25 protein-coding genes are annotated in these 26329 nt (G+C 66.6%); 17 read left to right on the top strand and 8 right to left on the bottom strand.

Features of this window, described 5'->3' with window-relative positions:
* Positions 1-56: 56 nt before the first annotated feature.
* The 15 genes from arc to N2L00_RS08560 all read left to right on the top strand — a co-directional run bounded on the left by arc (position 57) and on the right by N2L00_RS08560 (position 17619).
* Positions 57-1817, top strand: coding sequence for a proteasome ATPase (gene arc / locus N2L00_RS08490; RefSeq protein ID WP_370647002.1), 1761 nt, complete (start codon positions 57-59; stop codon positions 1815-1817).
* Between the two features lie 14 nt (positions 1818-1831).
* A complete protein-coding gene (gene dop / locus N2L00_RS08495; RefSeq protein ID WP_255766588.1) occupies positions 1832-3427 on the top strand; it encodes a depupylase/deamidase Dop in 1596 nt (531 codons plus the stop codon).
* A gap of 40 nt (positions 3428-3467) precedes the next feature.
* On the top strand, positions 3468-3668 hold the full coding sequence (locus N2L00_RS08500) for a ubiquitin-like protein Pup (protein WP_227921592.1): 201 nt from the start codon (positions 3468-3470) through the stop codon (positions 3666-3668).
* Between the two features lie 3 nt (positions 3669-3671).
* Positions 3672-4496: a proteasome subunit beta gene (gene prcB, locus N2L00_RS08505; RefSeq protein ID WP_255766237.1), complete on the top strand. Its 825-nt coding sequence runs from the start codon at positions 3672-3674 to the stop codon at positions 4494-4496.
* Positions 4497-4498: 2 nt separating this feature from the next.
* Positions 4499-5239 carry a proteasome subunit alpha gene (gene prcA, locus N2L00_RS08510; protein ID WP_255862994.1) on the top strand — a complete coding sequence of 247 codons (741 nt, stop codon included), beginning with the start codon at positions 4499-4501 and terminating at the stop codon, positions 5237-5239.
* On the top strand, positions 5239-6600 hold the full coding sequence (gene pafA / locus N2L00_RS08515; RefSeq protein WP_255862993.1) for a Pup--protein ligase: 1362 nt from the start codon (positions 5239-5241) through the stop codon (positions 6598-6600). The genes prcA and pafA overlap by 1 nt, the downstream gene beginning before the upstream one ends.
* A gap of 169 nt (positions 6601-6769) precedes the next feature.
* Positions 6770-7723, top strand: a complete 954-nt coding sequence (locus N2L00_RS08520; protein ID WP_255862992.1) for an FKBP-type peptidyl-prolyl cis-trans isomerase — start codon at positions 6770-6772, stop codon at positions 7721-7723.
* A gap of 36 nt (positions 7724-7759) precedes the next feature.
* The gene (locus N2L00_RS08525; RefSeq protein WP_255862991.1) at positions 7760-8155 is read left to right on the top strand and encodes an FKBP-type peptidyl-prolyl cis-trans isomerase; all 396 of its coding nucleotides are present in this window, start codon (positions 7760-7762) and stop codon (positions 8153-8155) included.
* A 96-nt stretch (positions 8156-8251) separates the two neighbouring features.
* Entirely contained in the window at positions 8252-10222 is a 1971-nt protein-coding gene (locus N2L00_RS08530) for a YafY family protein (RefSeq protein ID WP_255862990.1), read from the top strand.
* A gap of 43 nt (positions 10223-10265) precedes the next feature.
* Positions 10266-10601: a hypothetical protein gene (locus tag N2L00_RS08535; RefSeq protein WP_255766243.1), complete on the top strand. Its 336-nt coding sequence runs from the start codon at positions 10266-10268 to the stop codon at positions 10599-10601.
* Positions 10602-10633: 32 nt separating this feature from the next.
* Positions 10634-10942 (top strand): Sec-independent protein translocase subunit TatA, encoded by a 309-nt coding sequence (tatA, locus tag N2L00_RS08540; protein ID WP_255766244.1) that lies wholly within the window; start codon positions 10634-10636, stop codon positions 10940-10942.
* A 5-nt stretch (positions 10943-10947) separates the two neighbouring features.
* Positions 10948-11775: a twin-arginine translocase subunit TatC gene (gene tatC, locus N2L00_RS08545; RefSeq protein ID WP_255766245.1), complete on the top strand. Its 828-nt coding sequence runs from the start codon at positions 10948-10950 to the stop codon at positions 11773-11775.
* A 69-nt stretch (positions 11776-11844) separates the two neighbouring features.
* On the top strand, positions 11845-14706 hold the full coding sequence (locus N2L00_RS08550) for an RNA helicase (RefSeq protein WP_255862989.1): 2862 nt from the start codon (positions 11845-11847) through the stop codon (positions 14704-14706).
* A 43-nt stretch (positions 14707-14749) separates the two neighbouring features.
* Positions 14750-16396, top strand: coding sequence for an amidohydrolase (locus N2L00_RS08555; RefSeq protein WP_255766247.1), 1647 nt, complete (start codon positions 14750-14752; stop codon positions 16394-16396).
* Positions 16397-16890: 494 nt separating this feature from the next.
* On the top strand, positions 16891-17619 hold the full coding sequence (locus tag N2L00_RS08560) for a polyprenol monophosphomannose synthase (RefSeq protein WP_227921564.1): 729 nt from the start codon (positions 16891-16893) through the stop codon (positions 17617-17619).
* A 100-nt stretch (positions 17620-17719) separates the two neighbouring features.
* Here N2L00_RS08560 and N2L00_RS08565 read toward each other — a convergent pair whose 3' ends face one another.
* The 4 genes from N2L00_RS08565 to N2L00_RS08580 form a co-directional block, all read right to left on the bottom strand.
* Positions 17720-18067, bottom strand: coding sequence for an RNA polymerase-binding protein RbpA (locus N2L00_RS08565; protein ID WP_227921562.1), 348 nt, complete (start codon positions 18065-18067; stop codon positions 17720-17722).
* Between the two features lie 244 nt (positions 18068-18311).
* Positions 18312-19259: an SPFH domain-containing protein gene (locus N2L00_RS08570; RefSeq protein WP_255766248.1), complete on the bottom strand. Its 948-nt coding sequence runs from the start codon at positions 19257-19259 to the stop codon at positions 18312-18314.
* A 107-nt stretch (positions 19260-19366) separates the two neighbouring features.
* Positions 19367-19846 (bottom strand): NfeD family protein, encoded by a 480-nt coding sequence (locus N2L00_RS08575; protein ID WP_255862988.1) that lies wholly within the window; start codon positions 19844-19846, stop codon positions 19367-19369.
* 170 nt (positions 19847-20016) lie between these two features.
* Positions 20017-20853 carry a putative RNA methyltransferase gene (locus N2L00_RS08580; RefSeq protein WP_255862987.1) on the bottom strand — a complete coding sequence of 279 codons (837 nt, stop codon included), beginning with the start codon at positions 20851-20853 and terminating at the stop codon, positions 20017-20019.
* 57 nt (positions 20854-20910) lie between these two features.
* Here N2L00_RS08580 and N2L00_RS08585 point away from each other — a divergent pair, with 57 nt between their 5' ends.
* A complete protein-coding gene (locus N2L00_RS08585) occupies positions 20911-22950 on the top strand; it encodes a S9 family peptidase (protein WP_255862986.1) in 2040 nt (679 codons plus the stop codon).
* Positions 22951-22994: 44 nt separating this feature from the next.
* On the opposite strand, the gene N2L00_RS08590 is transcribed toward N2L00_RS08585, so the two are convergent.
* Positions 22995-23624 (bottom strand): peptide deformylase, encoded by a 630-nt coding sequence (locus N2L00_RS08590; RefSeq protein ID WP_308219730.1) that lies wholly within the window; start codon positions 23622-23624, stop codon positions 22995-22997.
* A gap of 65 nt (positions 23625-23689) precedes the next feature.
* Between N2L00_RS08590 and N2L00_RS08595 the strand changes: the two genes are divergently transcribed.
* Positions 23690-24250 (top strand): heme-binding protein, encoded by a 561-nt coding sequence (locus N2L00_RS08595; protein WP_255862985.1) that lies wholly within the window; start codon positions 23690-23692, stop codon positions 24248-24250.
* Here the strand turns inward: N2L00_RS08595 and N2L00_RS08600 are convergent.
* The 3 genes from N2L00_RS08600 to N2L00_RS08610 all read right to left on the bottom strand — a co-directional run bounded on the left by N2L00_RS08600 (position 24223) and on the right by N2L00_RS08610 (position 25513).
* Positions 24223-24678 carry a GNAT family N-acetyltransferase gene (locus N2L00_RS08600; RefSeq protein ID WP_255862984.1) on the bottom strand — a complete coding sequence of 152 codons (456 nt, stop codon included), beginning with the start codon at positions 24676-24678 and terminating at the stop codon, positions 24223-24225. The genes N2L00_RS08595 and N2L00_RS08600 overlap by 28 nt on opposite strands.
* A gap of 7 nt (positions 24679-24685) precedes the next feature.
* The gene (locus N2L00_RS08605) at positions 24686-25120 is read right to left on the bottom strand and encodes a cytidine deaminase (protein WP_255766254.1); all 435 of its coding nucleotides are present in this window, start codon (positions 25118-25120) and stop codon (positions 24686-24688) included.
* A gap of 90 nt (positions 25121-25210) precedes the next feature.
* Positions 25211-25513: a DUF4193 domain-containing protein gene (locus N2L00_RS08610; RefSeq protein WP_227911407.1), complete on the bottom strand. Its 303-nt coding sequence runs from the start codon at positions 25511-25513 to the stop codon at positions 25211-25213.
* Positions 25514-26329 lie beyond the last annotated feature (816 nt).

Genomic DNA, 26329 nt, shown 5'->3' on the forward strand with positions numbered 1-26329 from the left:
AGCAGCGCTGGGTTACTGTCATTGAACAGACCCAGAGCTACGTGAAGGCGGTCGGTATGATGGCTGAACCCGAAAACGTCGGACCCGGGACCGGGGAATCCCGCCCGGTGTCCGCAGCGGCTGTAGCAGGCACCGAAGCACGCCAATTGAATGTCCTTCGGGACAAACTCCGGAATCTGGACCGGCAGCTCGCTGCCCTTACCCACAACAACGCCCGGCTCGTGACCATGCTGGAGACCGCGAAAGCCGAAATCATCCGGTTGAAGGATGCCCTCGAAAACGAGGGAGCAACACCCTTCAGCTTCGGCACCGTCATCGGCGTGAACCAGCGCCGCGAAGCCGAACCCGGCGTGACGACCATCGCGGCAGTCCAGGAAAGCCTGGACATCATCCAGTCGGGCCGCAAACTCCGGGTTGCCGTTTCACCCCTCCTGGACCTGGGCCAGATCGTCCCGGGCCAGGAGGTGCTGCTGAACGAATCCCTTACCGTCATCGCCGCCCTCGGCTTCGAACGCGCCGGGGAACTCTTTACGGTCAAGGAACTCCTGGAACCGGACCGGGTGCTGGTGATCGGCCGGGCCGACGACGAGCGCGTGGTGCGCCTGAACGGGCCCCTGAGCCGGGAAAAGGTCCGGGTGGGGGATGCCCTCACCGTGGACACCCGCATCGGCTACGCGTTGGAAAAGATCCCGCGCAGCGAAGTGGAGAATCTGGTCCTCGAAGAGGTCCCGGACATCTCCTACGCCGACATCGGCGGCCTCGGCCCGCAGATCGAGCAGATCCGCGACGCCGTCGAACTGCCGTTTATGCATCCCGATCTCTACCGCGAACACGGCTTGAAGCCGCCCAAGGGCATCCTGCTCTACGGCCCTCCCGGCTGCGGCAAGACGCTCATTGCCAAGGCCGTGGCACACGCCCTCGCGGCACGGGTGATGGAGCAGACCGGTACGCTTGGTGCCCGCAGCTACTTCCTGAACATCAAGGGACCCGAGCTCCTGGACAAGTACGTGGGGGAGACCGAGCGCCACATCCGCCTGATCTTCGGCCGCGCCCGGGAGAAGGCCTCCGACGGCAGCCCCGTGGTGGTGTTCTTCGACGAAATGGATTCGCTGTTCCGCACCCGCGGCACCGGGGTGTCCTCCGACGTCGAAACCACCATTGTTCCGCAGCTGCTCAGCGAAATCGACGGCGTCGAGAAGCTGGAAAACGTGATTGTCATCGGCGCCTCCAACCGGGAGGACATGATCGATCCGGCCATCCTGCGGCCCGGCCGCCTGGACGTGAAGATCAAGATCCAGCGCCCCGATGCCGAAGGCGCGGCGGAGATCTTCGCGAAGTACCTGACCCCGGACCTGCCGCTGCACCGCGACGACCTTGCCGAGCACGGCTACGATCCGGTGGAAACGGTCAGCGACATGGTCCGGCGCACGGTGGAGAAGATGTACGCCGAGGACAAGGCCAACGAATACCTGGAGGTCACCTACGCCAACGGGGACACCGAGATGCTCTACTTCAAGGATTTCAACTCCGGCGCCGTCATCCAGAACGTGGTGGACCGGGCCAAGAAGTACGCCATCAAGGACCTGCTGCAGCTGCACCAGCGCGGCCTGCGCATCGAACACCTGATGCGCGCCGTCGTGGACGAATTCCGCGAGCATGAGGACATGCCCAACACCACCAACCCTGATGACTGGGCACGGATTTCGGGGAAGAAGGGCGAACGGATCACCTACATCCGCACCATCGTCCAGGGCAAGGCCGGCCAGGAACCGGGCCGGACCATCGAAACGGCGGCCAACCCGGGACAGTATCTGTGACCGTCCGCCGTGTCATGGGGACGGAAACCGAGTACGGCGTGCTCGCTCCGTCCCTGCCGACCGCCAACGCCACCGTCCTATCCAGCCAGATCGTCAACGCGTACGCGGCCACGCTGCGGACCGGGACGGGCAACCTGTCGGGCACCCGCTGGGACTACACCGACGAGGCGCCGCTGAACGATGCGCGCGGATTCGCGGTGCCCCGTGCCGCTGCGGATCCCACCCAGCTGACCGACGAACCGCCGGTGCTGGACGCCGAACAGATCGCCATGGAGGGCGGCGGACCCGCAGCACTTTATGGAGAACAGACGCAGGACAACCCGGTGCTGATGAACATGGTCCTGGGCAACGGGGCGCGGCTGTACGTGGACCACGCCCACCCGGAGTACTCCTCGCCCGAAGTCACCCGGCCCCGCGACGCAGTGCTGTGGGACAAGGCCGGGGACGCCGTGGTGCTGTCCGCCATGCGGCATATCGCCAGAATGCCGGGATTCGCACCCGTCAACCTGTACAAGAACAACACCGACAACAAGGGCGCCTCCTACGGGTCGCATGAAAACTACCTTGTTCCCCGCAGCGTTCCTTTCGGAGCCCTCGTGAGCGGACTGGTGCCGTTCTTCGTTTCCCGCCAGGTCATCGCTGGTTCGGGCCGGGTGGGCATCGGCACCAACAACCAGCGCCAGGGATTCCAGCTGAGCCAGCGGGCGGACTTCTTCGAAACGGAAGTGGGGCTGGAAACCACCATCCGCCGGCCGATCATCAATACCCGGGACGAGCCGCACGCCGTAGCGGAAAAGTACCGGCGCCTGCACGTCATCATCGGGGACGCGAACCTCAGCGAGGTATCCGCCCTGCTGAAGATCGGCACCACCTCGCTTGTCCTGTCGATGATCGAAGCCGGCAGCGCCCCCGCCGTCGAGCTGCGGGACCCGGTGGGCGCACTGCAGGCCATCAGCCACGACCCGTCGCTGGAACAGCTGGTGGAACTGACGGACGGCAGGATGGTGACCGGCCTGGACCTGCAGGAGATCTACTTCGAAGCAGCAGCGGCGCACTCCCGCGCCGGCGGAGGAACGGACGCAGACACCGAAGACATACTCGCCCGCTGGTCCGCTTTGCTGGGCACCCTGAAGCGCGACCCGCTGGAGGCAGCCGCTTCCGTGGACTGGGTGGCGAAGCTGAAGCTGCTGCAGGCCTACCGCGAGCGCGACGGGTTGGCTTGGTCGGACGCCCGGCTGCACCTGGTGGATCTGCAGTACTCGGATATGCGCCCGGAGAAGGGGCTGTACTACCGGCTGGCGGCCCGGGGCCAGATGGAACGGGTGCTTACCGACGAGGAGATTGCCCGTGCCGTCACCTCCCCGCCGGACGACACCCGTGCCTACTTCCGCGGGAACTGCCTCACCCGTTTCCCCAAGGAAGTGATCGGAGCAAGCTGGGATTCGATCATCTTCGAACTGCCCTCCCGGCGGCGGCTCCAGCGGATCCCCACCCGCGAGCCGCTGCGCGGCACCAGGGCCCTGACCGAGGAACTCTTCAACGCATCAGCCGATGCGGAGGATTTTGTCACCAGACTCCTGACCGGTTCCGACGCCGCCGTGGCACCATAGGACTAGGATTCATCCCCCGGGCAAGAAAGGGCTAGGCATCATGGCAACCCAGGACCGCAAAAACACCGGAACGCATCCCGTCGAAGAAGAAGAAACCGAGGCCGTCCCGCCCCCTGCAGCCGAAGCGGAAGCTTCCACCGAGACTGAAGGCGTGGACGACCTGCTGGACGAGATCGACGGCGTGCTGGAGAGCAACGCCGAAGAGTTCGTCCGCGGCTTCATCCAGAAGGGCGGTCAGTAACGGATGGCCCCCCGGGACCCCGCCGCCTCCATCCATCAAGCCCCGTCCTCTTCCTTTACCGACCATCTCGCCCTTCACCGCCCCGAACTGCTGCCGTCCTCCCGATCCCTGGGACCGGCGTCGCACGGTTCCGCGGGGGAGCTCGCCCCGCAGGCCACCACCATCGTTTCCCTCACCTACGCAGGGGGAGTCCTGATGGCAGGGGACCGGCGGGCCACGATGGGCAACATGATCGCCAGCCGGCACATCAAGAAGGTCTTCCCGGCGGACAACTACTCCGTGCTCGGGATCGCCGGTACGGCAGGGCTCGCCCTGGACATGATCCGGCTGTTCCAGGTGGAACTGGAGCACTACGAGAAGATCGAGGGAACGCCCATGAGCCTGGACGGCAAGTCCAACCGGCTCGCGGCCATGGTGCGCTCCAACCTTGCGCTGGCGCTGCAGGGACTGGCCGTTGTCCCGCTTTTTGCCGGGTTCGACACCCAGCGGCGGACCGGCCGGCTCTTTTCCTACGACGTCACCGGAGGCCGGTATGAGGAATACGAGCACCACAGCGTCGGGTCCGGGTCCGTGTTCGCACGCGGCGCCCTGAAAAAACTCTGGCAGCCGAACCTCGACGAGGAGGATGCGGTCCGGGTGGCCGTGGAGTCCCTCTACGACGCGGCCGACGACGATTCGGCCACCGGCGGCCCGGACATGGTCCGGCGTCTGTGGCCGGTGGTCTATGTCGTCAACAGTGCCGGCAACCGGGAGATCCCCGAACGGGAACTGCAGGAACTCTCCCGTGACCTCATCGCAAGGCGCACCGCTGCCGGACTGGAGGCGTAGCCGTGACCCAGCAGTTCTACGTCTCGCCCGAACAACTGATGAAGGACCGGGCGGACTTCGCCCGCAAAGGCATTGCCCGGGGACGCTCGGTAGTGGTCCTGACCTGCAGGGAAGGCATTGCCCTGGTGGCGGAGAACCCTTCACCGTCCCTCCATAAGCTCAGCGAGATCTATGACCGGATAGGCTTCGCCGCCGTCGGCAAGTACAACGAATTCGAGTCCCTGCGCCAGGCCGGCATCCGGTTCGCGGATGTGCGCGGCTACTCCTATTCCCGCGACGACGTCTCCGCGCGCGGGCTGGCCAGTGTCTACGCGCAGAGCCTCGGCTCGGTTTTCACCACCGAGGGAAAACCGTTCGAGGTGGAGCTGGCCGTCGCAGAGGTAGGGGAGGATCCGTATTCGGACCGCCTGTACCGCCTGAACTTCGACGGCTCCATCGCGGATGAAAGCAATTACACGGTGATGGGCGGGCAGGCGGAGATCGTCAACGAAGCCCTCAGCCGGTCCTGGAACCAGGACGCCGATTTCGGCTCCGCCATCCGGACCGCGGTTCAGGCGCTTTCCGCCACCCGCGCAGCCAGCGGTTCGGGCAATGGGCAGGCACCCGAGCCGCTGGGCGCCGGACTGCTGGAGGTCGCCGTCCTGGACCGGAACCCGCTTTCCACCCGCGGCACCGTCAGGGCGTTCCGCAGGATAAACACCGTTGAGCTGGACCGTTTGCTGGCCAGCGCGGAAGGAGACTGATGGACCGCAGGATCTATGGAGTCGAAACGGAATTCGGCATTGCCTATTCCGGGCCCGATTCGCGTCCCCTTTCCCCCGAGGAAGTGGCCCGCTACCTCTTCCGCAAGGTCGTCAGCTGGGGCCGCTCATCAAATGTCTTCCTGACCAACGGCTCACGCCTCTACCTCGACGTCGGCTCGCACCCGGAGTACGCCACCGCGGAGTGCGACGACCTGGCACAGCTGGTGGCCCATGACCGCGCCGGCGAGCTGATCCTGGAAGACCTGGTGGAGGAGGCGGAGGACCGGCTCAAAGCCGAAGGCTTCAACGGCAACGTCTACCTCTTCAAGAACAACACCGACTCCGCCGGAAACTCCTACGGCAGCCACGAAAACTACCTCATTCCGCGCCGCCTCGAATTTTCCCGGCTGGCGGACGTCCTCATTCCGTTCCTGGTCACCCGCCAACTGCTGGTCGGTGCCGGCAAGGTGCTCAAGACCCAGTCCGGTTCCCTCTTCGCGTTTTCCCAGCGGGCGGACCACATCTGGGAAGGCGTCTCCTCTGCGACCACCCGGTCCCGGCCCATCATCAACACCCGGGACGAGCCGCATGCCGACGCCGAGCACTACCGCCGGCTGCACGTGATAGCCGGAGATTCGAACATGTCCGAGACGACCATGCTCCTCAAGGCCGGGTCTGTCGACCTGATGCTGCGGATGATCGAGGCCGGCGTCCTGATGCGGGACCTCCGCCTGGAGAACCCGATCCGCAGCATCCGGGAAACCTCCCATGACCTCTCCGGCCGGCAGCCGCTGAAACTGGCCAACGGCTCCACGATGTCGCCGCTGGACCTGCAGCGCATCTACCTGCAGCGCGTCCAGGACTTCGTCGGAGCCAACGGTGAGCACAACCGGCATGTCGGACGGATCATCGATCTGTGGACACGCACGCTGGACGCCATCGAATCCGGCGACCACTCCGGGATCGACACGGAAATCGACTGGGCCATCAAGAAAAAACTGGTGACCCGGGTGGCAGAGCGGCACGGACTCGAGATGTCTTCCCCGCGCCTGGCCCAGGTCGACCTGACCTATCACGACATCTCCCGGCGCCGCGGATTGTTCTACCTGCTGCAGTCCCGCGGCGAAACGGCCCGTGTGGTGGAGGACAGCGACATCAAGGAAGCCGTGGACCAGCCGCCGCAGACCACCCGCGCCAAGCTGCGCGGCGACTTCGTCCGCCGTGCCAAGAATGCGAACCGCGACTTCACGGTGGACTGGGTGCACCTCAAGCTTAATGACCGTGCCCAGCAGACGGTGCTGTGCAAGGACCCTTTCGCGTCCGTCGATGAACGGGTCGAGGCGCTGCTGTCCACTCTCTGATCCCTCTTCGCCGCCGTCCGCCGGCGCTGCCGCGGAACCTTACCTAGGCTTCATCCAGCTGGACCGGCTAGTCTGGGGCGTATTGCGGCCGCGCGGCGTCTCCCTGCCCGGCGTACCGGCAACTACGGTAAGGCCGCCCTGCTCACTGTCCACCACTGAAAGAAGTACTGTGCGTAAAGTACTAGCAATCCTCCTGCCCTTCCTGCTGTTCCTCACCGCCTGCTCCGGCGGCGATGAAGCCAAGAGCAGCGGGCCGTTGTCCTCCGTGAAGATCGAGCGCGGCGACGAAGAAACCTCCGTCCCAAGCGTCGACTTCGATAAGCCGCTGAGCGCCGACGAGCCCACCCTGACCCGGGTCAACGACGGTGACGGCGACAAAGTAGCCGAGGGCCAGACGGCCATGATCCGCCTCGCGATCGTCAACCCGGAAGACGGCACGGTCGGCCAGGAAACCTACAGCGGCGAAAACGCAGAAGGCATCGCCGTGGACGAGAGCCTGAAGTCCGGCAATTCGCAGATGTATGACGCACTGCTCGGCGCTCCCGTGGGCTCGGATTTCGCGTATTACATTCCGGCCAATGAAGAAGCCGGAACCGAAGCGAATTTCCTCGTCTTCACCATCACTGATGCGATGGACACGGTCCCGACGTTGAGCCCGGACGAAGCTGCTGCCCGGAACACCGACGGCACCCTGCTGATGAGCAGCGAAGACGTCACGGCCCTTGAAGACGAAGGGAAGCTTCCCGAGGTTTCCTTCGCCGAAGACGGCACCCCGTCCATCACCATCCCGGAAGGCGCCGAGGAACCGGAGCGCCTGGTAGTGAAGGTCCTGGAAGAAGGCGACGGTCCGGTGCTCGAATCCACCGGGACCGTGGTAGCCGATTACCTCGGTGTCGGCCTGCGGGACGGCCAGACGTTCGACTCCAGCTACGAGCGCGGCGAACCTGCCGAGTTCCCCCTGGCGAACGTGATTCCGGGCTGGACCTACGGCCTGGCCGGTCAGAAGGCCGGCTCCAAGGTCCTCTTGGTCCTGCCGTCCGAGCTGGCCTACGGTGATCCTGCCGGCGGCAGCAGCCCCTCGGGTCCGCTGGTCTTCGTCGTAGACATCAAGGAAGTCAAGTAGCCTTAACTCCTGACCCACCAGACATAAGGAGCACCAATGTCATTCGGAAAGCGTGAATACGACCGCCAGAAGCCGGAAATCGATTTCCCGGCCCACGATGCCCCCACGGATCTCGTTATCGAGGACCTCGTGGTCGGCGAAGGCCGGGAAGTAAAGGCCGGAGACACGGTTTCCACCCACTACGTGGGCGTCGCCTTCTCCACCGGCGAGGAATTCGACGCGTCCTGGAACCGGGGTACACCCCTGGACTTCCGTGTGGGCGTGGGCCAGGTTATCCAGGGCTGGGACCAGGGCCTGCTGGGCATGAAGGTCGGCGGCCGCCGCCGGCTCGAGATCCCTTCCTCGATGGCCTACGGGGACCGGGGCGCCGGATCCGCCGTGGCTCCGGGCGAGTCGCTGATCTTCGTAGTGGACCTGCTCGGCGTCCGCTGATCCGTCCTTCCTGCCAAGGGCGGAACCGCTGTCACCTGCGACGGCGGTTCCGCCCTTTCGCATGTCCCGGCCCGGAAGGAAGGTAGATTAGCTCCCGTGTCCGCCAAGAGAACCGAACGCCTGCTGAATCTGGTCATTGCGCTGCTGTCCACGCGCAGGGGCTTCACCAAGCATGAGTTGTTCGAAGAGATTGAACTGTATTCCGAAGCCTCCACGGCAGATGCCCGGGAAAAGCTCTTTGACCGGGACAAGGCCTTCCTACGTGAGCAGGGCATCCCGGTGGAGTCCTACAGCGAAGAGACCATGTTCGAGGACAACACCACGCAGCGCTACCGCATCCGGCAGGACGCATACCGGCTTCCGGGTGTCCGGTTCACGCCCGAGGAATCCGCCGTCCTGACCCTGGCCGCCCGCATGTGGGACCAGGCATCGCTGGGCTCCGCCGCCGCCCGCGCCCTGCGCAAGCTCCACGCCCGGGGGGTACTTCCCGACGACGCCGCGGCCATCCCCCTCCAGCCCAGCATCCGCACCAATGACGCGCATTTCGACGAGATCTGGCGTGCCGCCACCACCCGTACCCCGGTAACCTTCGGCTACCGGCCGGTCGGCAGCACGGAGCAGTCCGTCCGGCAGGTCCAGCCCTGGGGCATGGGCAGCCGCTTCGGCCACTGGTACCTGGTGGGCTACGACCTGGACCGCGGTGCGGAACGGATCTTCCGGCTTTCCCGGATGGAAGGGCCGGTACGGCTGCGGCCCGGCGCCTACACCGTCCCCGCGGACTTCGATATCGACGCCTCGCTCGCTTCCCTGGACGATGTCTACGCGCCGCGGCCGGCAGCAGTGGACGTGGACCCCGGCGCCGGGGCGGCCCTGCGGCTGCAGGCAGAATCCATCGAGCCCGGAAACGCGGGCCGGGACCGGCTGCACCTGCGGGTCCGCGACCTGGATGCGCTGGCCGCGGACACCGCCGCCCTCGGTGCGGCCGCCGTCGCCGTCGAACCGGCCGAATTTGCCGACGCCGTCCGTACCGCCCTCGCGCGGGCCCTGGACACCCAGCGCCGGCCGCTGCCCGGGTTCGAACTGGCCGCCTCCGCCGCTCCGGCCCGCCGTCCGGCGTCGGGCGCGCAGGACCACCTCACCCGCCTGCTGGACCTGGTGCCCTACGTCCTGGCGAACCAGGGCGCGGACATGAACGAGACCGCCGATGCCTTCGGTGTCAGCAAGGAACAGCTGGGCAAGGACCTGAACCTGCTGTTCGTGAGCGGCCCGCGGCATTACCCCAACGGGCTGATGGACGTCAGTTTCGACGACGACCGGATCTACATCGAGAACGCCGAGAACCTCTCCGAGCCGGTGCGTTTCGGCATGGACGAAGCCGCGGCCCTGATCGTGGGGTTGGACACACTGTCGGCACTGCCGGGCATCGGTTCCTCCGCCGCGGTTGCCAGCGCCCTGGAGAAGCTGACCGAAGCGGCAGGGGAGGCCGGCGGCGTCGGCACCGCCGTCGCCGCCCGCCTGGACGACGAATCCGACGGCACCGTACTGGCCGAACTCCAGCAGGCGATCAGCGGCACGCGCCAGCTTGAACTGCGCTATCTGGTCCCGCGCCGCGACGAAGTCACTCTCCGCACCGTTGACCCGAGGCGGCTCTTCTCCGTGGACAACACCTGGTACCTGGAAGCGTGGTGCCACCGGGCGGAAGCGCCGCGGAATTTCCGGGTGGACCGGATCCACGGCGTGCGGGACACCGGCCCGGCGCTGACCCACGCCCCGGAGCCGGGGGCCGCATTCCCCGCCAGCCTGTTCACGCCGGGACCCCTGGATCACCGGGTCACAATGGTCCTGGACCCCGCCGCCCTCTGGGTGGCCGAGGCCTACGACGCCGAACGGCAGGCCCCGCTGGCGGACGGACGGACCGCCGTGGAACTGCGCACCGCGGATACCGGCTGGATCCCGGCTTTCACTGCCCGGCTGGGCGGAGCAGCCGCGGTCGCGGCGCCGGACGAACTGCGTTCCGCCACCCTGGCCTGGCTGGAGGCCGCCGCCGCGAACTACCGGCCTGCCTAGCCTCCGGTCCGGCCGGGCGGGCAGTCTCCACTATGCTGGGGATATGCCTTGGTGGTCCTGGATACTCATTTGGCTTGCCCTCGCGGCAGGCGCTGCGGCTTTCTACGCCCTGATCGGCTACCGGCTCTTCCAGAGGTTCCTCGGTATTCTCCGGGAATTCGAAGCCGCATCTGCGAAGCTGTCCCTACGCACTCCGGATACCGTTCCGTCCACCGTCCTCGAAGAAGAGCCTGCCGGCATCTTCACGGATCCGGACGAAGCACGGAAGGCCTACGACGCCGGCAAGGCGGCCCGCCGGGAGGCCCGGCGCCTGCGCCGCATCGAGCGGCGCACCGCCAAGGGACAGCCGCGCGCGTGGCGGGATTTCCCGGAACTCTGACATAGAATATTCTCCAACGAAAGGACACCGCCATGAGGCTTGAAGGCTGGCAAATCATCGTCATTGTTGTACTGGCCATTCTGCTCTTCGGCGCTCCGAAGCTTCCGGGGCTGGCAAGGAGCTTGGGGCAGTCCCTTCGCATCTTCAAATCCGAAGTCCGCCAGATGAAGGACGACAGTCCTTCGACCACGGCGCCCACCGATCCGGTGGAGGGGAAGGTAGTGCACCCCGCACCGCAGCAGAAGGCGTCCGAACAGACGTTCTTCCCCGGACAGACTCCGCCCTCCGGCACCCCGGGCGGGTCCCCGGATTCTGCGGGTAACCCGCCAACCAGCCGCTAGCAGCCGTGGCGCTGAACAAAGGGCGCAAATCCAACCCCGAAGGGCGGATGGCCCTCAAGGAGCATCTGCGGGAATTCCGCAACAGGCTCTTCAAATCGGCCATCGCCGTGGTGCTGGGCACAGTGGGCGGGTTCTTCGTCTACCTGCCCGTTTTTGAGGCGCTGACCCGGCCGCTCCTGGACGCAGGCAACAGCGGCGGCCGATTCACCACCATCAACTTCGAAGGCGTCGCTACTCCGTTCGACCAGATGGTCCAGGTCTCGGTATTCGTGGGGCTTGTGGCCTCCAGCCCGGTGTGGCTCTACCAGGCCTGGGCGTTCATCACGCCCGGCCTCAAGCGCAAGGAACGCCGCGCGGCCCTGGGCTTCCTGGCCGCCGCCGTTCCGCTGTTCATCGGCGGTATTGTCCTGGCGTGGCTTATCCTGCCCCAGGCCGTGCGGGTGCTTACCGACTTCACGCCCGAGGGCGGGTCCAACGTCATTACGGCTTCGGTCTACCTGGCCTTCGTGCTGCGGTTGCTCCTGGCCTTCGGCATCGCCTTCCTGATTCCGGTATTCCTGGTGGGCCTGAACCTGGCCGGCCTGTTGAGCGGGCGGACCATCATCAAATACTGGCGGATCACCGTCTTCCTGATCTGCCTTTTCGCCGCCATGGCTGCCCCCGGCGCCGACGCCCTGAGCATGTTCTACCTCGCCGCGCCGCTGCTGCTGCTGTTCGCCGTAGCAGTGGGCATCTGCCTGCTCAATGACCGGCGCCGGGTCCGGAAGCAGGCCGAGCGGGAAGCAGCAGTGGAAGCCGAAGCGGACACCGCCACCCCCATCGACAAGCTGTAAGGCCATGGACGCGTTCGCCCACCGATGATATTGGCGTACCGCGGCGGGCGCAGCGCATAGGCTTGGTTCATGACTTCTCCTTCGGAGCGGTACCTTGCCGCAAAACAACGTTCCGAACATTCCAAGACGCAGCTGGGGGTCTTCGAGCAGTCGCTGGGCTTCGAACTGGACGCTTTCCAGTCGGAAGCCTGCCGCTCCCTCGAAGCCGGGCGCGGCGTCCTCGTCGCGGCTCCCACGGGGGCCGGCAAGACAGTGGTGGGGGAGTTCGCCGTCTATCTGGCCCTGCAGAACGGCCTGAAGGCCTTCTACACCACCCCCATCAAGGCCCTGAGCAACCAGAAATACAGTGAGCTGGCGGCCGCCTACGGCAGTGACCGGGTGGGCCTGCTGACCGGAGACACCAGCATCAACCCGGACGCCGACGTCGTGGTGATGACCACCGAAGTGCTGCGGAACATGCTCTATTCCAACTCGGACACCCTCATCGACCTGGGCTACGTGGTCATGGACGAGGTGCATTACCTCGCGGACCGGTTCCGCGGGGCGGTCTGGGAAGAGGTCATCATCCACCTGCCTTCCGACGTCCGGGTGGTTTCGCTCAGCGCCACCGTGTCCAATGCCGAGGAATTCGGCGCCTGGCTGGACACCGTCCGCGGCGACACCGACGTGGTGGTTTCAGAGCACCGTCCGGTTCCGCTCTGGCAGCACGTGATGGTTGGCCGCGACATCTTCGACCTGTTCGAATCCGATGTTTCCTTCGACGAGGCGGCCGATGAGCAGCCCGGCGCCAAGGAGCGCTACCGGGTCAACCCCGAGCTGATGGAACTGGCGCGGGCCGAGTCCCGCGTCAACCAGCGCGGCCACTGGGGCGGTCCACGCGGTTCCTCCCGCGGCGGACGCCGTGACTCCTCCCGCGGAGGGAGGCCCGGCGGCCACGGCGGCGGCCACGGCGGGCCGCCGATCACGCGCATCCAGCGGGCATCGCGGCCGCAGGTCATCGCCCAGCTGGACCGCAACGGCCTGCTGCCCGCCATCACCTTCATCTTTTCCCGCAACGGCTGCGAGGGCGCTGTACGCCAGTGCGTCGAGTCGGGGCTTTGGCTGACGGACGAAGACGAGCGCCGGGAGATTGCCCGGGTGGTGGACGAAGCCACCCAGGACATTCCCGAAGAAGACCTCGAGGTGCTGGGGTTCTGGACGTGGCGCGAAGGCCTGGTGCGCGGTTTCGCCGCCCACCACGCCGGCATGCTGCCCACCTTCAAGGAAGTCGTGGAACGCCTGTTCGCCGCCGGGCTGGTCCGCGCGGTTTTCGCCACCGAAACGCTGGCGCTGGGCATCAACATGCCGGCACGGTCGGTGGTGCTGGAAAAGCTGGACAAGTTCAACGGCGAAGCGCACGTGGACATCACAGCCGGCGAGTACACCCAGCTGACCGGACGGGCAGGACGCCGCGGAATCGACGTCGAGGGCCACGCCGTGGTGCTCTGGCAGCCGGGAACCGACCCCGCTGCCGTGGCGGGCCTGGCCTCGCGGCGCACGTACCCGCTGAACTCCAGTTTCCGGCCCACCTACAACATGAGCATCAACCTCATCGCGCAGTTCGGGCGGGAACGGGCGCGCGGGATCCTCGAGTCCTCCTTCGCCCAGTTCCAGGCGGACCGGTCCGTGGTGGGCCTGGCGAAGCAGGTCCGTTCGCGTGAAGAATCACTCGCCGGCTACGAAAAGGCAATGACCTGCCATCTGGGGGACTTCAACGAATACGCGGCCCTGCGCCGGCAGCTCTCCGACCTGGAAAACACCGCTTCAAAGACGAAGGCACGGAATCGGCGGAGTGCTGCCGCAGCCTCGCTGGAGAACCTGCGCCCGGGGGACATCGTGTTCCTTCCCGCCGGCCGGAACTCCGGCCACGCCGTCGTACTGGACGTGGATGCCTCCGCCCGCGAGGTGCGGCCGGCGATCCTGACCGAAGACAAGCAGATCCGGCGCATCAGCGCTGCCGACATCGATGACGTCCTTGAACCGGTCTCGCACATCCGCATCCCCAAGTCCTTCAACGCGCGCTCACCCAAGGACCGCCGCGATCTGTCCTCGTCGCTGCGCAACGCATTGCACGACCACCGGCCGCCGCGGCCGGCGTCGGCCCGCGCCAATGCCATGCACACGGCGGGCACCCAGCGGCAGGAGCAGGCAATCGCAGAGCTGCGCCGGAAAATGCGGGCGCATCCCTGCCACGGCTGCAGCGAACGCGAAGACCACGCCCGCTGGGCCGAGCGCTGGTGGAAGCTGCGCCGGGAGACCGACAACCTCGTCGGACAGATCCGGGGCCGCACCAACACCATTGCCAAGACCTTCGACCGGGTCTGCGAGGTGCTGACCAGGTACGGCTACGTAGCCCCGGACGAGTCCGGCCTCGACGCCGTGACCCCGGCAGGCCAGAAACTGCGGCGCATCTACGGCGAAAAGGACCTCCTCGTGGCCCTCTCGCTGGAGCAGGGCGCCTTCACCGACCTCGACGCCGCCGAGCTGGCCTGCCTGGCCTCCGCCCTGGTCTACCAGGCGAAGCGGGAAGAGCGCGGGCTGCGGCCGAAGATGCCGAGTGTTTCGCTGGAGTCGGCGGTGGACATCGTCATCCGCCAGTGGTCCGAGCTCACGGACCTCGAAGAGGCGTCCCGGCTGCCGCAGACCGTCGAACCCGAACTTGGCCTGGTCTGGCCCATGTACAAGTGGGTCAAGGGCAAGCACCTGCAGGTGGCCCTGAACGGCACTGAGCTGGCTGCGGGGGACTTTGTCCGCTGGGCCAAGCAGGTGATCGACCTGCTGGACCAGCTGGCCAAGGTCCCGGACCTGCCGGACGGCATGCGCCGCCGCTTCCTGGACGCCATTTCCCTGGTGCGGCGCGGCGTCGTCGCCTACTCCAACGTCGGCGACTGAACCGCCGCCACCCTCCATCGCCCTACAGAAAACAGGTGAGTCCTTGAACGGCAGTCCCATCCCGAGCGCCCGCACCCTGACGCTCTACCGCAACGGTTCGGTCTACAGCGCCGGCGATCCCTTTGCCACCGCAATGCTGGTCGACGGCGATACCGTCGCCTGGGTGGGGTCGGAACAGGCCGCCACCTCCATCCAGGACAGCAAGATGGACGTAGTGGACCTGCAGGGCGCATTGGTGGCGCCCGGATTCGTGGATTCCCACGTCCACACCACCGAGCTGGGCATGTCCCTGGTGACGCTGGATCTGAGCGGATGCACCTCCCTCGACGATTTGCTGGACAAGGTCCGGGACCATGCGGCGGGGACCACGGGCCTGATCCTGGGGTCCAACTGGGACGAGTCGCGCTGGCCGGAACGGCGCGCGCCCACCGCGGCCGAGCTCGACGCAGCCTCCGGCAACCGCGCCGTATACCTCTCCCGCTCCGATGTGCACTGTGCGGCCGTCTCCGGCACGCTGGCGGCCGAACTCCGGCTGCAGGAGTACGACGGCTGGGACAACGGCTTCGTCGTCCGTGCCGCGCACGACGCCGCGCGCACCGTAGCGCGCGACGCCGATCCGGACCAGCGCGGCGTCTTCCAGCTGGCTGCCCTGAAGCATGCGGCCTCCCGCGGGGTGGTGGCAGTCGCGGAAATGGCCGCCCCGCACATTGCGCCGCCGGAGGACCTGCGCCGGTTGCTGGGCCTGGACGGTCCCCTCAGCGACGAGGCGCTGCCGCAGATCCTGCCGTACTGGGGCCAGCTGGCCGAAAGCGAGGCGCAGGTAGCCGGACTGGTGGACTTCTTTGAGGGCCGGCTGCTGGGCCTCGCCGGCGACCTGAACATCGACGGGTCCTTCGGTGCCCGGACGGCTGCGCTGCGCGAGCCCTACGCCGACCGGCCCGACACGAGCGGCACCATGTACCTGACTCCGGAACAGGCCGGGCGGCACTTGGAGCTCATGACGAAGGCCGGACTGCAGGGCGGTTTCCACGTCATTGGCGACGCAGGGATGGACACGGCGCTGGCCGGGCTCCGCCTCGCTGCCGAGGCCGTCGGGGAAGCAGCCGTCCGGGCTGCCCACCACCGGCTGGAACATGCGGAACTGACTGATGACGCCGCCATTGCCGAACTGCTGCGCTTCGGCGTCACTGTCAGCCTGCAGCCCGGGTTCGATGCTGCATGGGGCCATCCCGGCGGACTGTATGAACAGCGTCTGGGGGACAGGCGCGGAAATATGAACCGGATGGCCTCGCTGCTCTCCGCCGGTGTGCCCGTTGCCCTGGGCTCCGACACTCCCGTCCTGCCGTTGGATCCCTGGTCCGGTGTGCGCGCCGCTGTGTCCCATTCCAACCCGAAGGAGCGGGTCTCGGCGCGGGCGGCGTTTATCGGCCATACCCGTGCCGGTTGGCGTGCGGCAGGGGAGAGCAATTTCATGCGGGGCCAGCTGGCCGCCGGAGCACCGGCGTCCTTTGCGCTCTGGGAAGTGCAGGAACTGATGGTCCAGACGCCGGATGCGAACGTATCCGCGTGGAGCACGGATCCGCGCGCCGGCACGCCGCTGCTGCCCGCGCTGGACAACGGAGACGAGCCGCGCTGCCTGCAGACGGTCCACAACGGCAAAGAACTGTACCGCGCTCCGGATCTTGCCTGAACAGCGAAACAACCTGCGTGCTTCGGCCTCCTCCACACCGCCTCTGACCTGCATGGACATGAAAACGTCCTAGTCAGGGGCCATATTGACAGGCGCTAGCCAGCACGTAGTCTATGAGGACCGTAGTCGGGTCCGGCCTTTTGAGGTATGCCGAGCGCTGTCCTGGAGCTCTTTCCAGGCTGCGCTTCGGATGCCTTCGGCCGGCCCGTACTGCCATGGCCTGTACTACGCGCACCGGAGCAGCTGCTCCGCGGGTGACGGTTACCGGGTCCAGCATTACACAACCGGGTGGATTCAACCGTCAGTAGAAAACAGGGCCGGCAGTTCGCCGGTACTGGCCCGAAGACGGCTGGATCCGCCCGGTTGCGCTGTCCCGGGCTGCAAGGCGCTGACCCGAGGGGCCGCGTACTCCCATATACTGGATAGTCTGCCGGGGGAGTAACCCCGTCCCTGCCGCGAACAACGCGGCGTGCGTCCGCTGAAAGGCTTACTGAGTGCGTGTCCTGACTATCATCCCCACTTACAACGAGATCGAGTCGCTCCCCATCACACTGAAGCGGCTGCGGGACGCAGTTCCAGATTCGGATGTACTGATCGCGGACGATAACAGCCCGGACGGCACCGGCGGCTACGCCGACGAAGCCGCTGCCAACGATCCGAAGGTGCATGTGCTGCACCGCAAGGGCAAGGAAGGGCTCGGAGCTGCGTACATTGCCGGCTTCCGATGGGGCCTGGAACGCGGCTACGACATCCTGGTCGAAATGGACGCCGACGGTTCGCACCGCCCGGAGGAGCTGCCCCGCCTGCTTGAAGCCTCCAAGGCAGGTGCCGACCTCGTCATCGGTTCCCGCTGGGTCACCGGGGGATCGGTGGTCAACTGGCCGTTCCACCGAAAGCTGCTTTCCCGCGCCGGCAGCACCTACTCGCGGTTCATGCTGGGCATCCCTGTCCGGGACATCACCGCAGGCTACCGGGCCTTCCGCCGCGGCACGCTGGAGCAGCTGGACCTGGGCGCCGTCGAGTCCGTCGGCTACGGCTTCCAGGTGGACATGACCTTCCGCGTGGCACGCCTGGGCCTGAAGATCACCGAGGTGCCGATCACCTTCGTCGAACGCGAACTCGGTGACTCCAAGATGAGCGGCAACATTGTCGTTGAGGCAATGGCCAATGTGACCCGCTGGGGTCTGACCGCCCGCTGGCGGAAGCTCACCGGACGCGGCTGAGCCGAAAAGAAAAAGCGGGGCAGCTGCCGTTTGGCAGCCGCCCCGCTTTTTTGTCTCTAAGCGCCCTTGTCCGTTCACCGGACCAGGGCACCGCAGGGATCTAGGCGCTGGTGCGCTCTCCGCGGCGTTCGCGCAGGATCGTCAGGCGGTCCTGGAGGATCGTTTCAAGTTCCTCGATGCTGCGTCGTTCCAGCAGCATGTCCCAGTGCGTCCGCACCGGCTTGTCGTTGCTGGTGTCCGGCTTCTCGCCGTCCACCAGAAGCGCTTCCTTGCCGGTCTTGGAGATCCAGACCGGAGGAACGTCCGCTTCGGCAGCGAAAGTTACGAAAACACGCTCGCCGTCCTCACAGCGGTATTCCACCCGCTGGCGGGGAGCCGGCTCCACACCGGATTCAGTCTCCATGCTCTGCGCGCCCAGGCGCATACCCCGCAGGCTACGATCGCTCATCTTTTCTCCCTCTTCAATCCGCTGGATCCGCTGGCGGATCCCTTGTTATGCCGGTGCCGTACCCGCCTGCCGCCCGGAGGCGGACCGGCAGGGTGCCTAAGGCTGGCCGTCACAGCCAATACAACGCCGACGACGCCGCAGCTGTTCCCGTCGGCGGTCCCGTTCGGTGCCGCAGCTATTGTCCGGCAAACAACCGATTATACCGGCACCGAACGGGAATCGGCTAACAGGGGGAGCGGAGGGGCTAGGCTCCGGCTGCAGGGCCGGCGGCCTGGGCCGGGGTGCTCCCGTTGGATGAGTGCATGGCCGCGTCCGGCACAAAGTCGCCCAGTGCGCTGCCGACACCCTTGAGGGCTTCGCCGAGCTCGCTGGGAATGATCCACAGTTTGTTGGACGTGCCTTCGGCCAGCTTCGGCAGGGTCTGCAGGTACTGGTAGGCCAGGAGCTTCTGGTCCGGATTGCCCTTGTGGATGGCATCGAAGACCTTGGCGATGGCCTGGGCCTCGCCGTCGGCCCGGAGGATCGCGGCTTTGGCGTCACCCTCGGCAGCGAGGATGGCGGCCTGCCGGCGGCCTTCGGCGGTGAGGATCTGCGACTGCTTGGTGCCTTCGGCCGTCAGGATGGTTGCGCGCCGTTCCCGCTCGGCCCGCATCTGCTTCTCCATGGAATCCTGGATCGACAGGGGCGGTTCAATGGCCTTGAGCTCCACCCGGGAGACCCGGATGCCCCAGCGGCCGGTGGCGTCGTCCAGGACGCCGCGCAGCTGGCCGTTGATCTGGTCACGGGAGGTCAGCGCCTCTTCCAGGTTGAGGCCGCCCACCACGTTGCGGAGCGTGGTGGTGGTCAGCTGTTCCACTGCCTGGATGTAGTTCGCGATCTCATAGGTGGCTGCCCGGGCGTCGGTGACCTGGAAGTAGACCACGGTATCGATGGAAACCACGAGGGAGTCCTCGGTGATGACCTGCTGCGGAGGGAAAGACACTACCTGCTCACGCAGGTCCAGCAGGGGCAGCATCCGGTCCACAAAAGGAACCAGGATGGTCAGGCCGGGATTCAATGTGCGCTGGTACTTGCCAAGCCGTTCCACCACGCCTGCCCGGGCCTGCGGGACGATCTTGACCGCCTTGACCAGGATGACCAGTACAAAGATCACCAGGACGGCGAGAATTACTAGGACTGCTGTTCCACTCATGTTCCCCCTTGCGTTCCGCGGGTGCCGGGCCGGCTCCCGCGGTTTGGTTCAGCGGGATCCCTTCCGGAAATGCCCGCATTCGGTTTGGCGGCTTTGCCGCCGGTTCTTCAGGATGCCGCTTTTGTTTCCGTTCCCGCAGCCTGGACCAGGGCGGTGGCACCCTCGATGCGTGCGACGCTGACCTCGACGCCCGCGGGAAGCGGGGATCCGTCAACGCTGCGGGCAGTCCACGTGTCGCCGCCGATTTTCACCGTTCCGGAGGAACCCGTCACGGATTCCAGCGTCAGCGCAGGCGCGCCTATTATCCGGTCGATATTGGACAACTGGTCCTTGTCGCCCTTCTGCAGGTGCTTCAGGGCGACCGGACGGACTACGCCGATCATGAGTACGGAGACCACCGCGAACACCACCACCTGCAGGAAGAGCGGGGCGGCGAAGAACGACGCCAGCATAGCGGCCAGGGCGCCCACGGCGAGCATGCCGAAGAACAGGTCCAGGGTAAGGGCCTCCACGGCGGCGAATCCGAGGAAAAGCACCAACCAGAGGGCCCAGCCGTAGCTGAGCATCCATTCGAAGACATCCTGCATCCGTTTTCCCCTTATCTTCCGGACAGTTCCGCTTGTCCTGGTTGTTCCCCCGCCTTTGGCGCCGGTAGCGCGCGGCGTCGGTTACCGGGCGTTTAGTACATTCTGCCCGAGACCGTGCCGCAGACCTAGGGCTACGGGCGGCGGAAGGATAACGTTTTGTGCGTCCGTGCTCAGTCCGCGCGGAAGATCTGCAGGGTGAAGGACGCAGTCACCTCGACGGGGTCGGGCAGGCCGGCCAGGGTCTGTTCAAGGGCAGACGGCTCCAGGTGCCGGGCGGAGGGACCCATCATCACGGCGTTTCGAACGTCCGCTTTGCCCAGCTGCATGGAGTACGTGCACTGTGCGGTCTGCACGGGAGAGAAACCGGGCGACAGGGACGCGCTGACCCGTTCTTCCTTTTCGGCGGCGATACCCAGCATCGCCGCGCCTGCCCTGATTTCCTGCAGGTGCCCAGGCTGCGGAGTCACCACTGCCAGGATGCCGCCAGGAGCCAGGACACGGCGGAATTCGGACGGGTTCCTCGGCGCGAAGACGTTCAGGACCACATCCACGGAGGCATCCCGCAGCGGTAGCCGCCGCCAGACGTCCCACACCAGTGCGTAGCTTCCCGGCAGCGCACGGGCCGCACGGCGCAGCGCGTACTTGGAAATGTCCAGTGCCACCGCGGCGGCCCCGGGAAGCGGCCGAAGCACCTCGGCGAGGTAGTAGCCCGTGCCGGCGCCGGCGTCGAGAACCGCTCCTGCGTGAGGTGCTGCTGCCGATACGAGGCGTGCCAGCTCGGCCGCCATGGGTTGGTAGTGCCCGGCCGCGAGGAAGTCCGTGCGGGCCTGCACCATGGCGGCAGTGTCGGCCTGGAACTTGGTGCCGCCGCCTGTGAGGAGATTGAAGTAGCCCTGCTTGGCCGCATCATATCGATGGCCGGCAGCGCAGCTGAGGGAACGGTTGCCCGAATCGGGTTCGAGGCTGCTGCCACAGACGGGACAGACCAGCAGCGGCAGGGAAGGCATGAGTCCATCCTAAGGCGGCGGTTGGCCCCGGCGGCCGCGGACATTAGGCTTCGGAGCGTGAAACCATGTGACCTGCCTCTCCTGAATTCCCTGTCCGCTCCGGCCGTCCATCCCGATGCCCTGCACTGCGTGGTCTCAGTGACCCGGCCGGACTTCACCGCCGATGCCTATACCGGGCAGCTGTGGCGGGTTCCCCTGACGCAGGGAGGCCGGCCGCGCCGGCTCACCCGCGGTTTCCGGGACACGTCGCCGAAGTACAGTCCCGACGGTTCCAGCCTCGGGTTCCTGCGTGCGGCACCGGGGGAGCCGGCCCAGCTGTTCATCCTCGGTGCCGGCAGCGGGGAGCCCGTCCGGCTGACTGACGCATTGCTGGGCGTATCCTGGTTCAATTTCTCGCCGGACGGCCGCAGCGTGGTGTTTTCCGCCCGCGTACCGGAGGAAGGCCGGTACGGAACCACGGACGGCGTGGGTTCCGCCGCTGAGGATCCCCGGCTCATCACCACCTTCAAATACCGGATGAACGGGGTGGGCTACACCGGCGACAAGCCCGTGCAGATCTTCCACTTGCTCTTGCCGGACCTCGACGTCGAGCCGCACATCGAGCCGCGGGGCCGGGCCAACGACGGCGGCGAGTCCGGAAAGGGCCTGCCCGAGGCCGTCCAGCTGACTTCCGACGCAGCAGACCATCTGCAGCCGGTGTTCACGGCGGACGGCGGCCGGATCCTGTTCACGTCCTCCCCGGATCTGGATGCGTCCCTGGTGTCCGATGTCTTCAGCATCCACCCCGACGGCACCGGCCTGACCCGGCTTACCAACCACGACGCCGGCAACCCGCTGACGGTTTCGGACCCGGTGGAGAGCACCAACGGGCACTGGCTGTTCTATCTGGGCCAGGAGGTTTCCGTCACCGGCACCGATTTCGTCGCCCGGAACACCGCACTGTATGCGGCCCCGGCAGCGGATCCAACGGCAGTGCGCCGACTGACGGATCCGGAGAGCACTGACCTCGCAGAGGGTACCGTGGTGCCGCACCACGACGCCGAGGTGCTGGTCTTTCGCCGGACGCGCGGGGCAGGTGAACTCCTGGCCGTGGATCCGCGCGGACGCGTGGAAGTCCTGGTGGCGGGGCCCCGGGTCGTGGAAACGGCCGGGTCCGCGGGCGGCACAGTGGTGGTCGGCTACACCGACCCGCGGACGGCCGGCGACCTCGCCGTCGTCGACGCCGGCGGCCTCCGCCCCATCACGGACTTCTCCGACGCGCTGCGCCGGGAAACCGCAGTGGCGCTGCCGGTGGAGGAAACCCATCCCTCCGGGGGCGGCTATCCCGTGCACGGCTGGCTGGCGCTGCCCGAGGGGCCCGGCCCGCACCCGGTGCTGCTGAACATCCACGGCGGTCCGTTCGCCCAGTACGGCTGGGGCTATTTCGACGAGACACAGGTCTACACCAACGCCGGTTACGCGGTGCTGATGTGCAACCCCCGCGGGTCAGCCGGCTACGGGCAGGCGCACGGCCGAAGCATCAAGGAAGCCATGGGCACCCTGGACCTGGCCGACGTGCTGGCGTTCGTGGACGGTGCGCTGGCCGCGCATCCGGAACTGGACGGAAGCCGGCTGGGTATCATGGGCGGATCCTACGGCGGCTATCTCACGGCATGGACCATCGCGCACGACCACCGGTTCACTGCCGCCGTGGTGGAACGCGGCTTCCTGGATCCCCTGTCCTTTGTCGGCTCCGCGGACATCGGCTGGTTCTTCAGCGCCGGCTACACCGGCACGGATCCGGCCGCCGTGCAGGCGCAGAGCCCGATGGCGTGCGTGGACTCCGTCCGCACCCCCACGTTCGTGGTCCATTCCGAAGAGGACCTGCGCTGTCCGGTGGAGCAGGCCCAGCGGTATTACACCGCCTTAAAGCTGCGGTCGGTGCCTACCGAGCTGCTGCTCTTCCCGGGCGAAAACCACGAGCTTTCACGCAGCGGCACGCCGTGGCACCGGCGGCGCCGCTTCGAGCATCTGCTCGCATGGTGGGCCCGCTGGCTGCCGACGCCGCAGAACCCGGCCCCGGAGCAGGCCCGCACGCCGGAGCCTGCGCGTGCCTAGAACCTGCCTAGCCTAGAACCTGCCTAGCCTAGAACCTGCCTAGCCTAGAAACCCAGTATCCGCTGGGCCTCGCCGATACCCGGTGCGGCCCAGCGGCGGGCGTATTCGGCGTTGCTGCACAGGGACCGGGGAAGCATCTTGTCCACGTACACGGTTCCGAAGAGATGGTCCGTTTCATGCTGGACTATCCGCGCCTGCCAGCCGCTGAAGCGCTCCATGCGCTGCCGGGACTGCAGGTCGGTGTAGTCCAGCACCACGGAACGGGGCCGGCGGACCACGCCTTGGTAGCCCTCGAAGGACAGGCAGCCTTCGAAGAACGCGGCGGTCTCGTCTCCGTCGGCTTCGTACCGGGGATTGATGATGGTGAAGAACGGCAGGGGAACCCGCTCCCGGAGGGCGGAGGCTTCGGCACCGGCGTCGAAGGTGTCTTCCAGCACCGCGATCTGGAGCGGAATACCCAGTTGGGGTGCAGCCAGTCCCACGCCGGGGGCGGCATGCATGACCCGGCGCATGAGCGCAACGAGAGCGTCCAGTTCGGCGGCGTCCAGTTCGCCGTCGAAGGGCAGCGCCTCACGGCGGAGGGCGGGGTGCCCCAGTTGGACTATCGGCACGAGCTCCTGCTCAAGCATCGGCAGGACCAGGTCGCGCAGCAGGGCGGTGGAATCTGTGGGCACCGCTTCATCCTAGTGGCCGCTACGGTGTTCGCGCGCAGCCAGGGCGGCGTAACGTCGTGGGCACCATGACCGAGCAGCAGACGTACAGCGTCCTGGGGCGGTATCCGGGTTTCGAGTTGCGCCATTACCCCGCGCACCTCGTGGCCCAGGTCACCGTGAACGCAGGCTTCCAGGTGGCGGGCAATGCCGGCTTCCGGCACCTCTACGCGTACATCAGCGGGAGGAACTCGTTCCTGCTCCCGCCGGAACAGGCGCCGTCCGGTACCGACGGACAGATCCTGGCGATGACGGCTCCGGTCCTGCTGGAGCCAAGCCCGATTCCGGGTGCCTTCTGCGTGGCCTTCGTCCTGCCCGCGGAGCTGACTGCTGCCGCCGCCCCGGTACCTGAGGATCCGGCCGTCAGCATTGTTTCGGTGCCGGGTCAGACGGCGGTTGCTGCGGCGTTTTCCGGCCGCTGGAGCGAAGCCAACTACCAAAGCCATCTCCATACCCTGCTGGCTGCAGTATCTGCCGAAGGGTTCTCCCCTCTGGGCGGTCCGCGCTTCGCGCGGTTCGACCCGCCGTTCCGGCCGTGGTTCCTGCGCCGCAATGAAGTGGTTCAGGACGTGGAGGGGCCGGGGGATTGAAGCGGCAGCGCACTGATGCCAGGCACCGGATCGGAGGCAAGCCGCGCATGGGTTTCCACGTCGAAGCGGTCCTTGCCGTAGCGCAGTTTCGACCGTTCGATACCCTCCGGCCGGAACCCGGCGTTCAGCGCCACCCGGCAGGATGCGGGGTTGTTGGTCCGGTGTCCCAGCTCGAGGCGGATATGGCCGCCGTCGCCGAGGGCCCAGGCTGCTGCGGCCGCGACGCCGCGGGAGGCCAGGGAATGTCCCCGCGCGGACGGAGCGAGCCAATAGGAGACCCGGGCGGTCTGGAGATACCGGGCGGCCTGTCCGACGTCGTCGAGCCGGCAGCCCAGCTGGTGCTCGAGCCCAGGATCGGCGGCGAACGCCGCATGGAGGGACGGAGCGTCGGCCTGCGTCCAGGCACGCAGCAGGGGAGCGGCCCGCATCCGGCGGTTATGTCGCAGGCGGGACGAATCCCAGTGGCAGCAGGTCTCCCGCGGAAATGCTGACCGGGCCCTCCGGCGTCGGCAGGATCACGCGGATCCCGGGGTAGTAGTCGGCAAGGATCTGCCGGTCCCGGCCGCACGGGCTTTGGACACCGCGGCCATGGTTGCCGACGGCGACAATGCAGGTGGGCTCGGCGGCTCCGGCCGCCCGTGCCGCGCCCAGGGCAACAAGTTCGGCGCAGGGACCGCCGGTGAAGTGATAGAGGTTCACACCCGCGTGCATGCCGCCGTCGGCCGTGCGGACCGCCGCGCCCATGGTGTGGATGCCGTCTTCGTCGGGCCCGGCGTCGGTGGCAGCGTCAATGGTGCACCGGGCCAGGTCCACGAGTGCCCGGTCCGCAGGGGTAAGCGGCAGGGCGGACGGGGGAAGGGAAGTAGGCATGCGCAGAGTCTACGGCGCGGGTCCGGCCGTTAAAGACAAACAGCCGGGTCCGCCGTCTGGCGGAACCCGGCTGGGCGGCTCGGGGAGTGACTAGCCCTCGCAGTCCACGCAGTAGGCCTCGCCGTTTTTTTCGCGGGCAATCTGCGAACGGTGGCGTACGAGGAAGCAGGACATGCAGGTGAACTCGTCTGCCTGCGGGGGAACCACCTTGATGAGCAGTTCCTCGCCGGAAAGATCCGCACCCGGAAGGTCAAAACCGTCAATGGCGTCTGACTCTTCGACATCGATGACTGCTGTCATCGCTCCGCCACGCTGCTGAGCTTTCAGACCCTCGAGGGAGTCTGTGTGCTGGTCTTCTTCCTTGACGCGCGGGGCATCGTAATCGGTAGCCATTTTCTTGTGCTTATCTCCTGATTGTGGGGGGTGAAGCGTAGATCATATAGGGCAACGAAAGTCGCTGCACCAAACCGTACAGGCGTGGCGGGCCACGGATGACGAAATACGGCAGGAAAGTGATCAACGTCCCGTCGGAACTTTGTATTCCCGCTTTCATGCCCGGGCCGGCCGGGGCCAGGTCACCCTGCAGGGCACGGCAGGGCAGCGTTGAGCAGCCGGTTATGTCAATCCGCGCAGTCCCGGCCGAGCAGCTGATCGGGGCATTATGTCAACCCGGGAAGCTACGCCTTGCGCGGCTGGCGCCGGCTGAAAGGCGCGTGACCAGGTCACGCGGTTTCCCGGGCAGGGCAGGAGCCGAGCGGCGGTTATGTAAAGCCGTGCAGATCACCCAACCGGGTTCCCGTAGGACGTTATGTCAACTGAGTACGCGGCGGCGCATCGGGCGCCAAGGGGACGGAAACCGTCGGACCTGGTCAGCCGGTTTTGGGGCCCCCAGCCGTTGGCGGCCTTTCAGTACGGGACAGCATCCACGGCGCCGGAGCCTGCGCGGAAAACGACGGACGCTGGTAATGTCCGGAAAATGCGGCGAAAACGGGGGATTAGCGGGTAATCGGGGCCGGATGGACGATTGGGGAATATCTGTGGTTTACGCCACTTCCGGCACCCCGTTAATAACGCCGATAATCTACATTATGTCAACTAGCGTTGAGAAGGGGGTCCCCCGGGGCGGGTTCCCCGGCCCGGAGGGCCAGGCTCGCACGGAAACCGTCCTACACCCACAAACGGCGGCTTGATAGACAAGCGGCTGACCGA

This window comes from Arthrobacter sp. zg-Y1171 (assembly GCF_025244845.1).
Lineage (GTDB): Bacteria > Actinomycetota > Actinomycetes > Actinomycetales > Micrococcaceae > Arthrobacter_B.

Excerpts from the sequence above, each read along its gene's own strand:
- arc (WP_370647002.1), top strand. The coding sequence starts at position 57 with ATGATGGCTGAACCCGAAAACGTCGGACCCGGGACCGGGGAATCCCGC.
- dop (WP_255766588.1), top strand. The coding sequence starts at position 1,832 with ATGGGGACGGAAACCGAGTACGGCGTGCTCGCTCCGTCCCTGCCGACC.
- N2L00_RS08500 (WP_227921592.1), top strand. The coding sequence starts at position 3,468 with ATGGCAACCCAGGACCGCAAAAACACCGGAACGCATCCCGTCGAAGAA.
- prcB (WP_255766237.1), top strand. The coding sequence starts at position 3,672 with ATGGCCCCCCGGGACCCCGCCGCCTCCATCCATCAAGCCCCGTCCTCT.
- pafA (WP_255862993.1), top strand. The coding sequence starts at position 5,239 with ATGGACCGCAGGATCTATGGAGTCGAAACGGAATTCGGCATTGCCTAT.
- N2L00_RS08525 (WP_255862991.1), top strand. The coding sequence starts at position 7,760 with ATGTCATTCGGAAAGCGTGAATACGACCGCCAGAAGCCGGAAATCGAT.
- N2L00_RS08535 (WP_255766243.1), top strand. The coding sequence starts at position 10,266 with ATGCCTTGGTGGTCCTGGATACTCATTTGGCTTGCCCTCGCGGCAGGC.
- tatA (WP_255766244.1), top strand. The coding sequence starts at position 10,634 with ATGAGGCTTGAAGGCTGGCAAATCATCGTCATTGTTGTACTGGCCATT.
- N2L00_RS08550 (WP_255862989.1), top strand. The coding sequence starts at position 11,845 with ATGACTTCTCCTTCGGAGCGGTACCTTGCCGCAAAACAACGTTCCGAA.
- N2L00_RS08565 (WP_227921562.1), bottom strand. The coding sequence starts at position 18,067 with ATGAGCGATCGTAGCCTGCGGGGTATGCGCCTGGGCGCGCAGAGCATG.
- N2L00_RS08570 (WP_255766248.1), bottom strand. The coding sequence starts at position 19,259 with ATGAGTGGAACAGCAGTCCTAGTAATTCTCGCCGTCCTGGTGATCTTT.
- N2L00_RS08575 (WP_255862988.1), bottom strand. The coding sequence starts at position 19,846 with ATGCAGGATGTCTTCGAATGGATGCTCAGCTACGGCTGGGCCCTCTGG.
- N2L00_RS08580 (WP_255862987.1), bottom strand. The coding sequence starts at position 20,853 with ATGCCTTCCCTGCCGCTGCTGGTCTGTCCCGTCTGTGGCAGCAGCCTC.
- N2L00_RS08595 (WP_255862985.1), top strand. The coding sequence starts at position 23,690 with ATGACCGAGCAGCAGACGTACAGCGTCCTGGGGCGGTATCCGGGTTTC.
- N2L00_RS08600 (WP_255862984.1), bottom strand. The coding sequence starts at position 24,678 with ATGCGGGCCGCTCCCCTGCTGCGTGCCTGGACGCAGGCCGACGCTCCG.
- N2L00_RS08605 (WP_255766254.1), bottom strand. The coding sequence starts at position 25,120 with ATGCCTACTTCCCTTCCCCCGTCCGCCCTGCCGCTTACCCCTGCGGAC.
- N2L00_RS08610 (WP_227911407.1), bottom strand. The coding sequence starts at position 25,513 with ATGGCTACCGATTACGATGCCCCGCGCGTCAAGGAAGAAGACCAGCAC.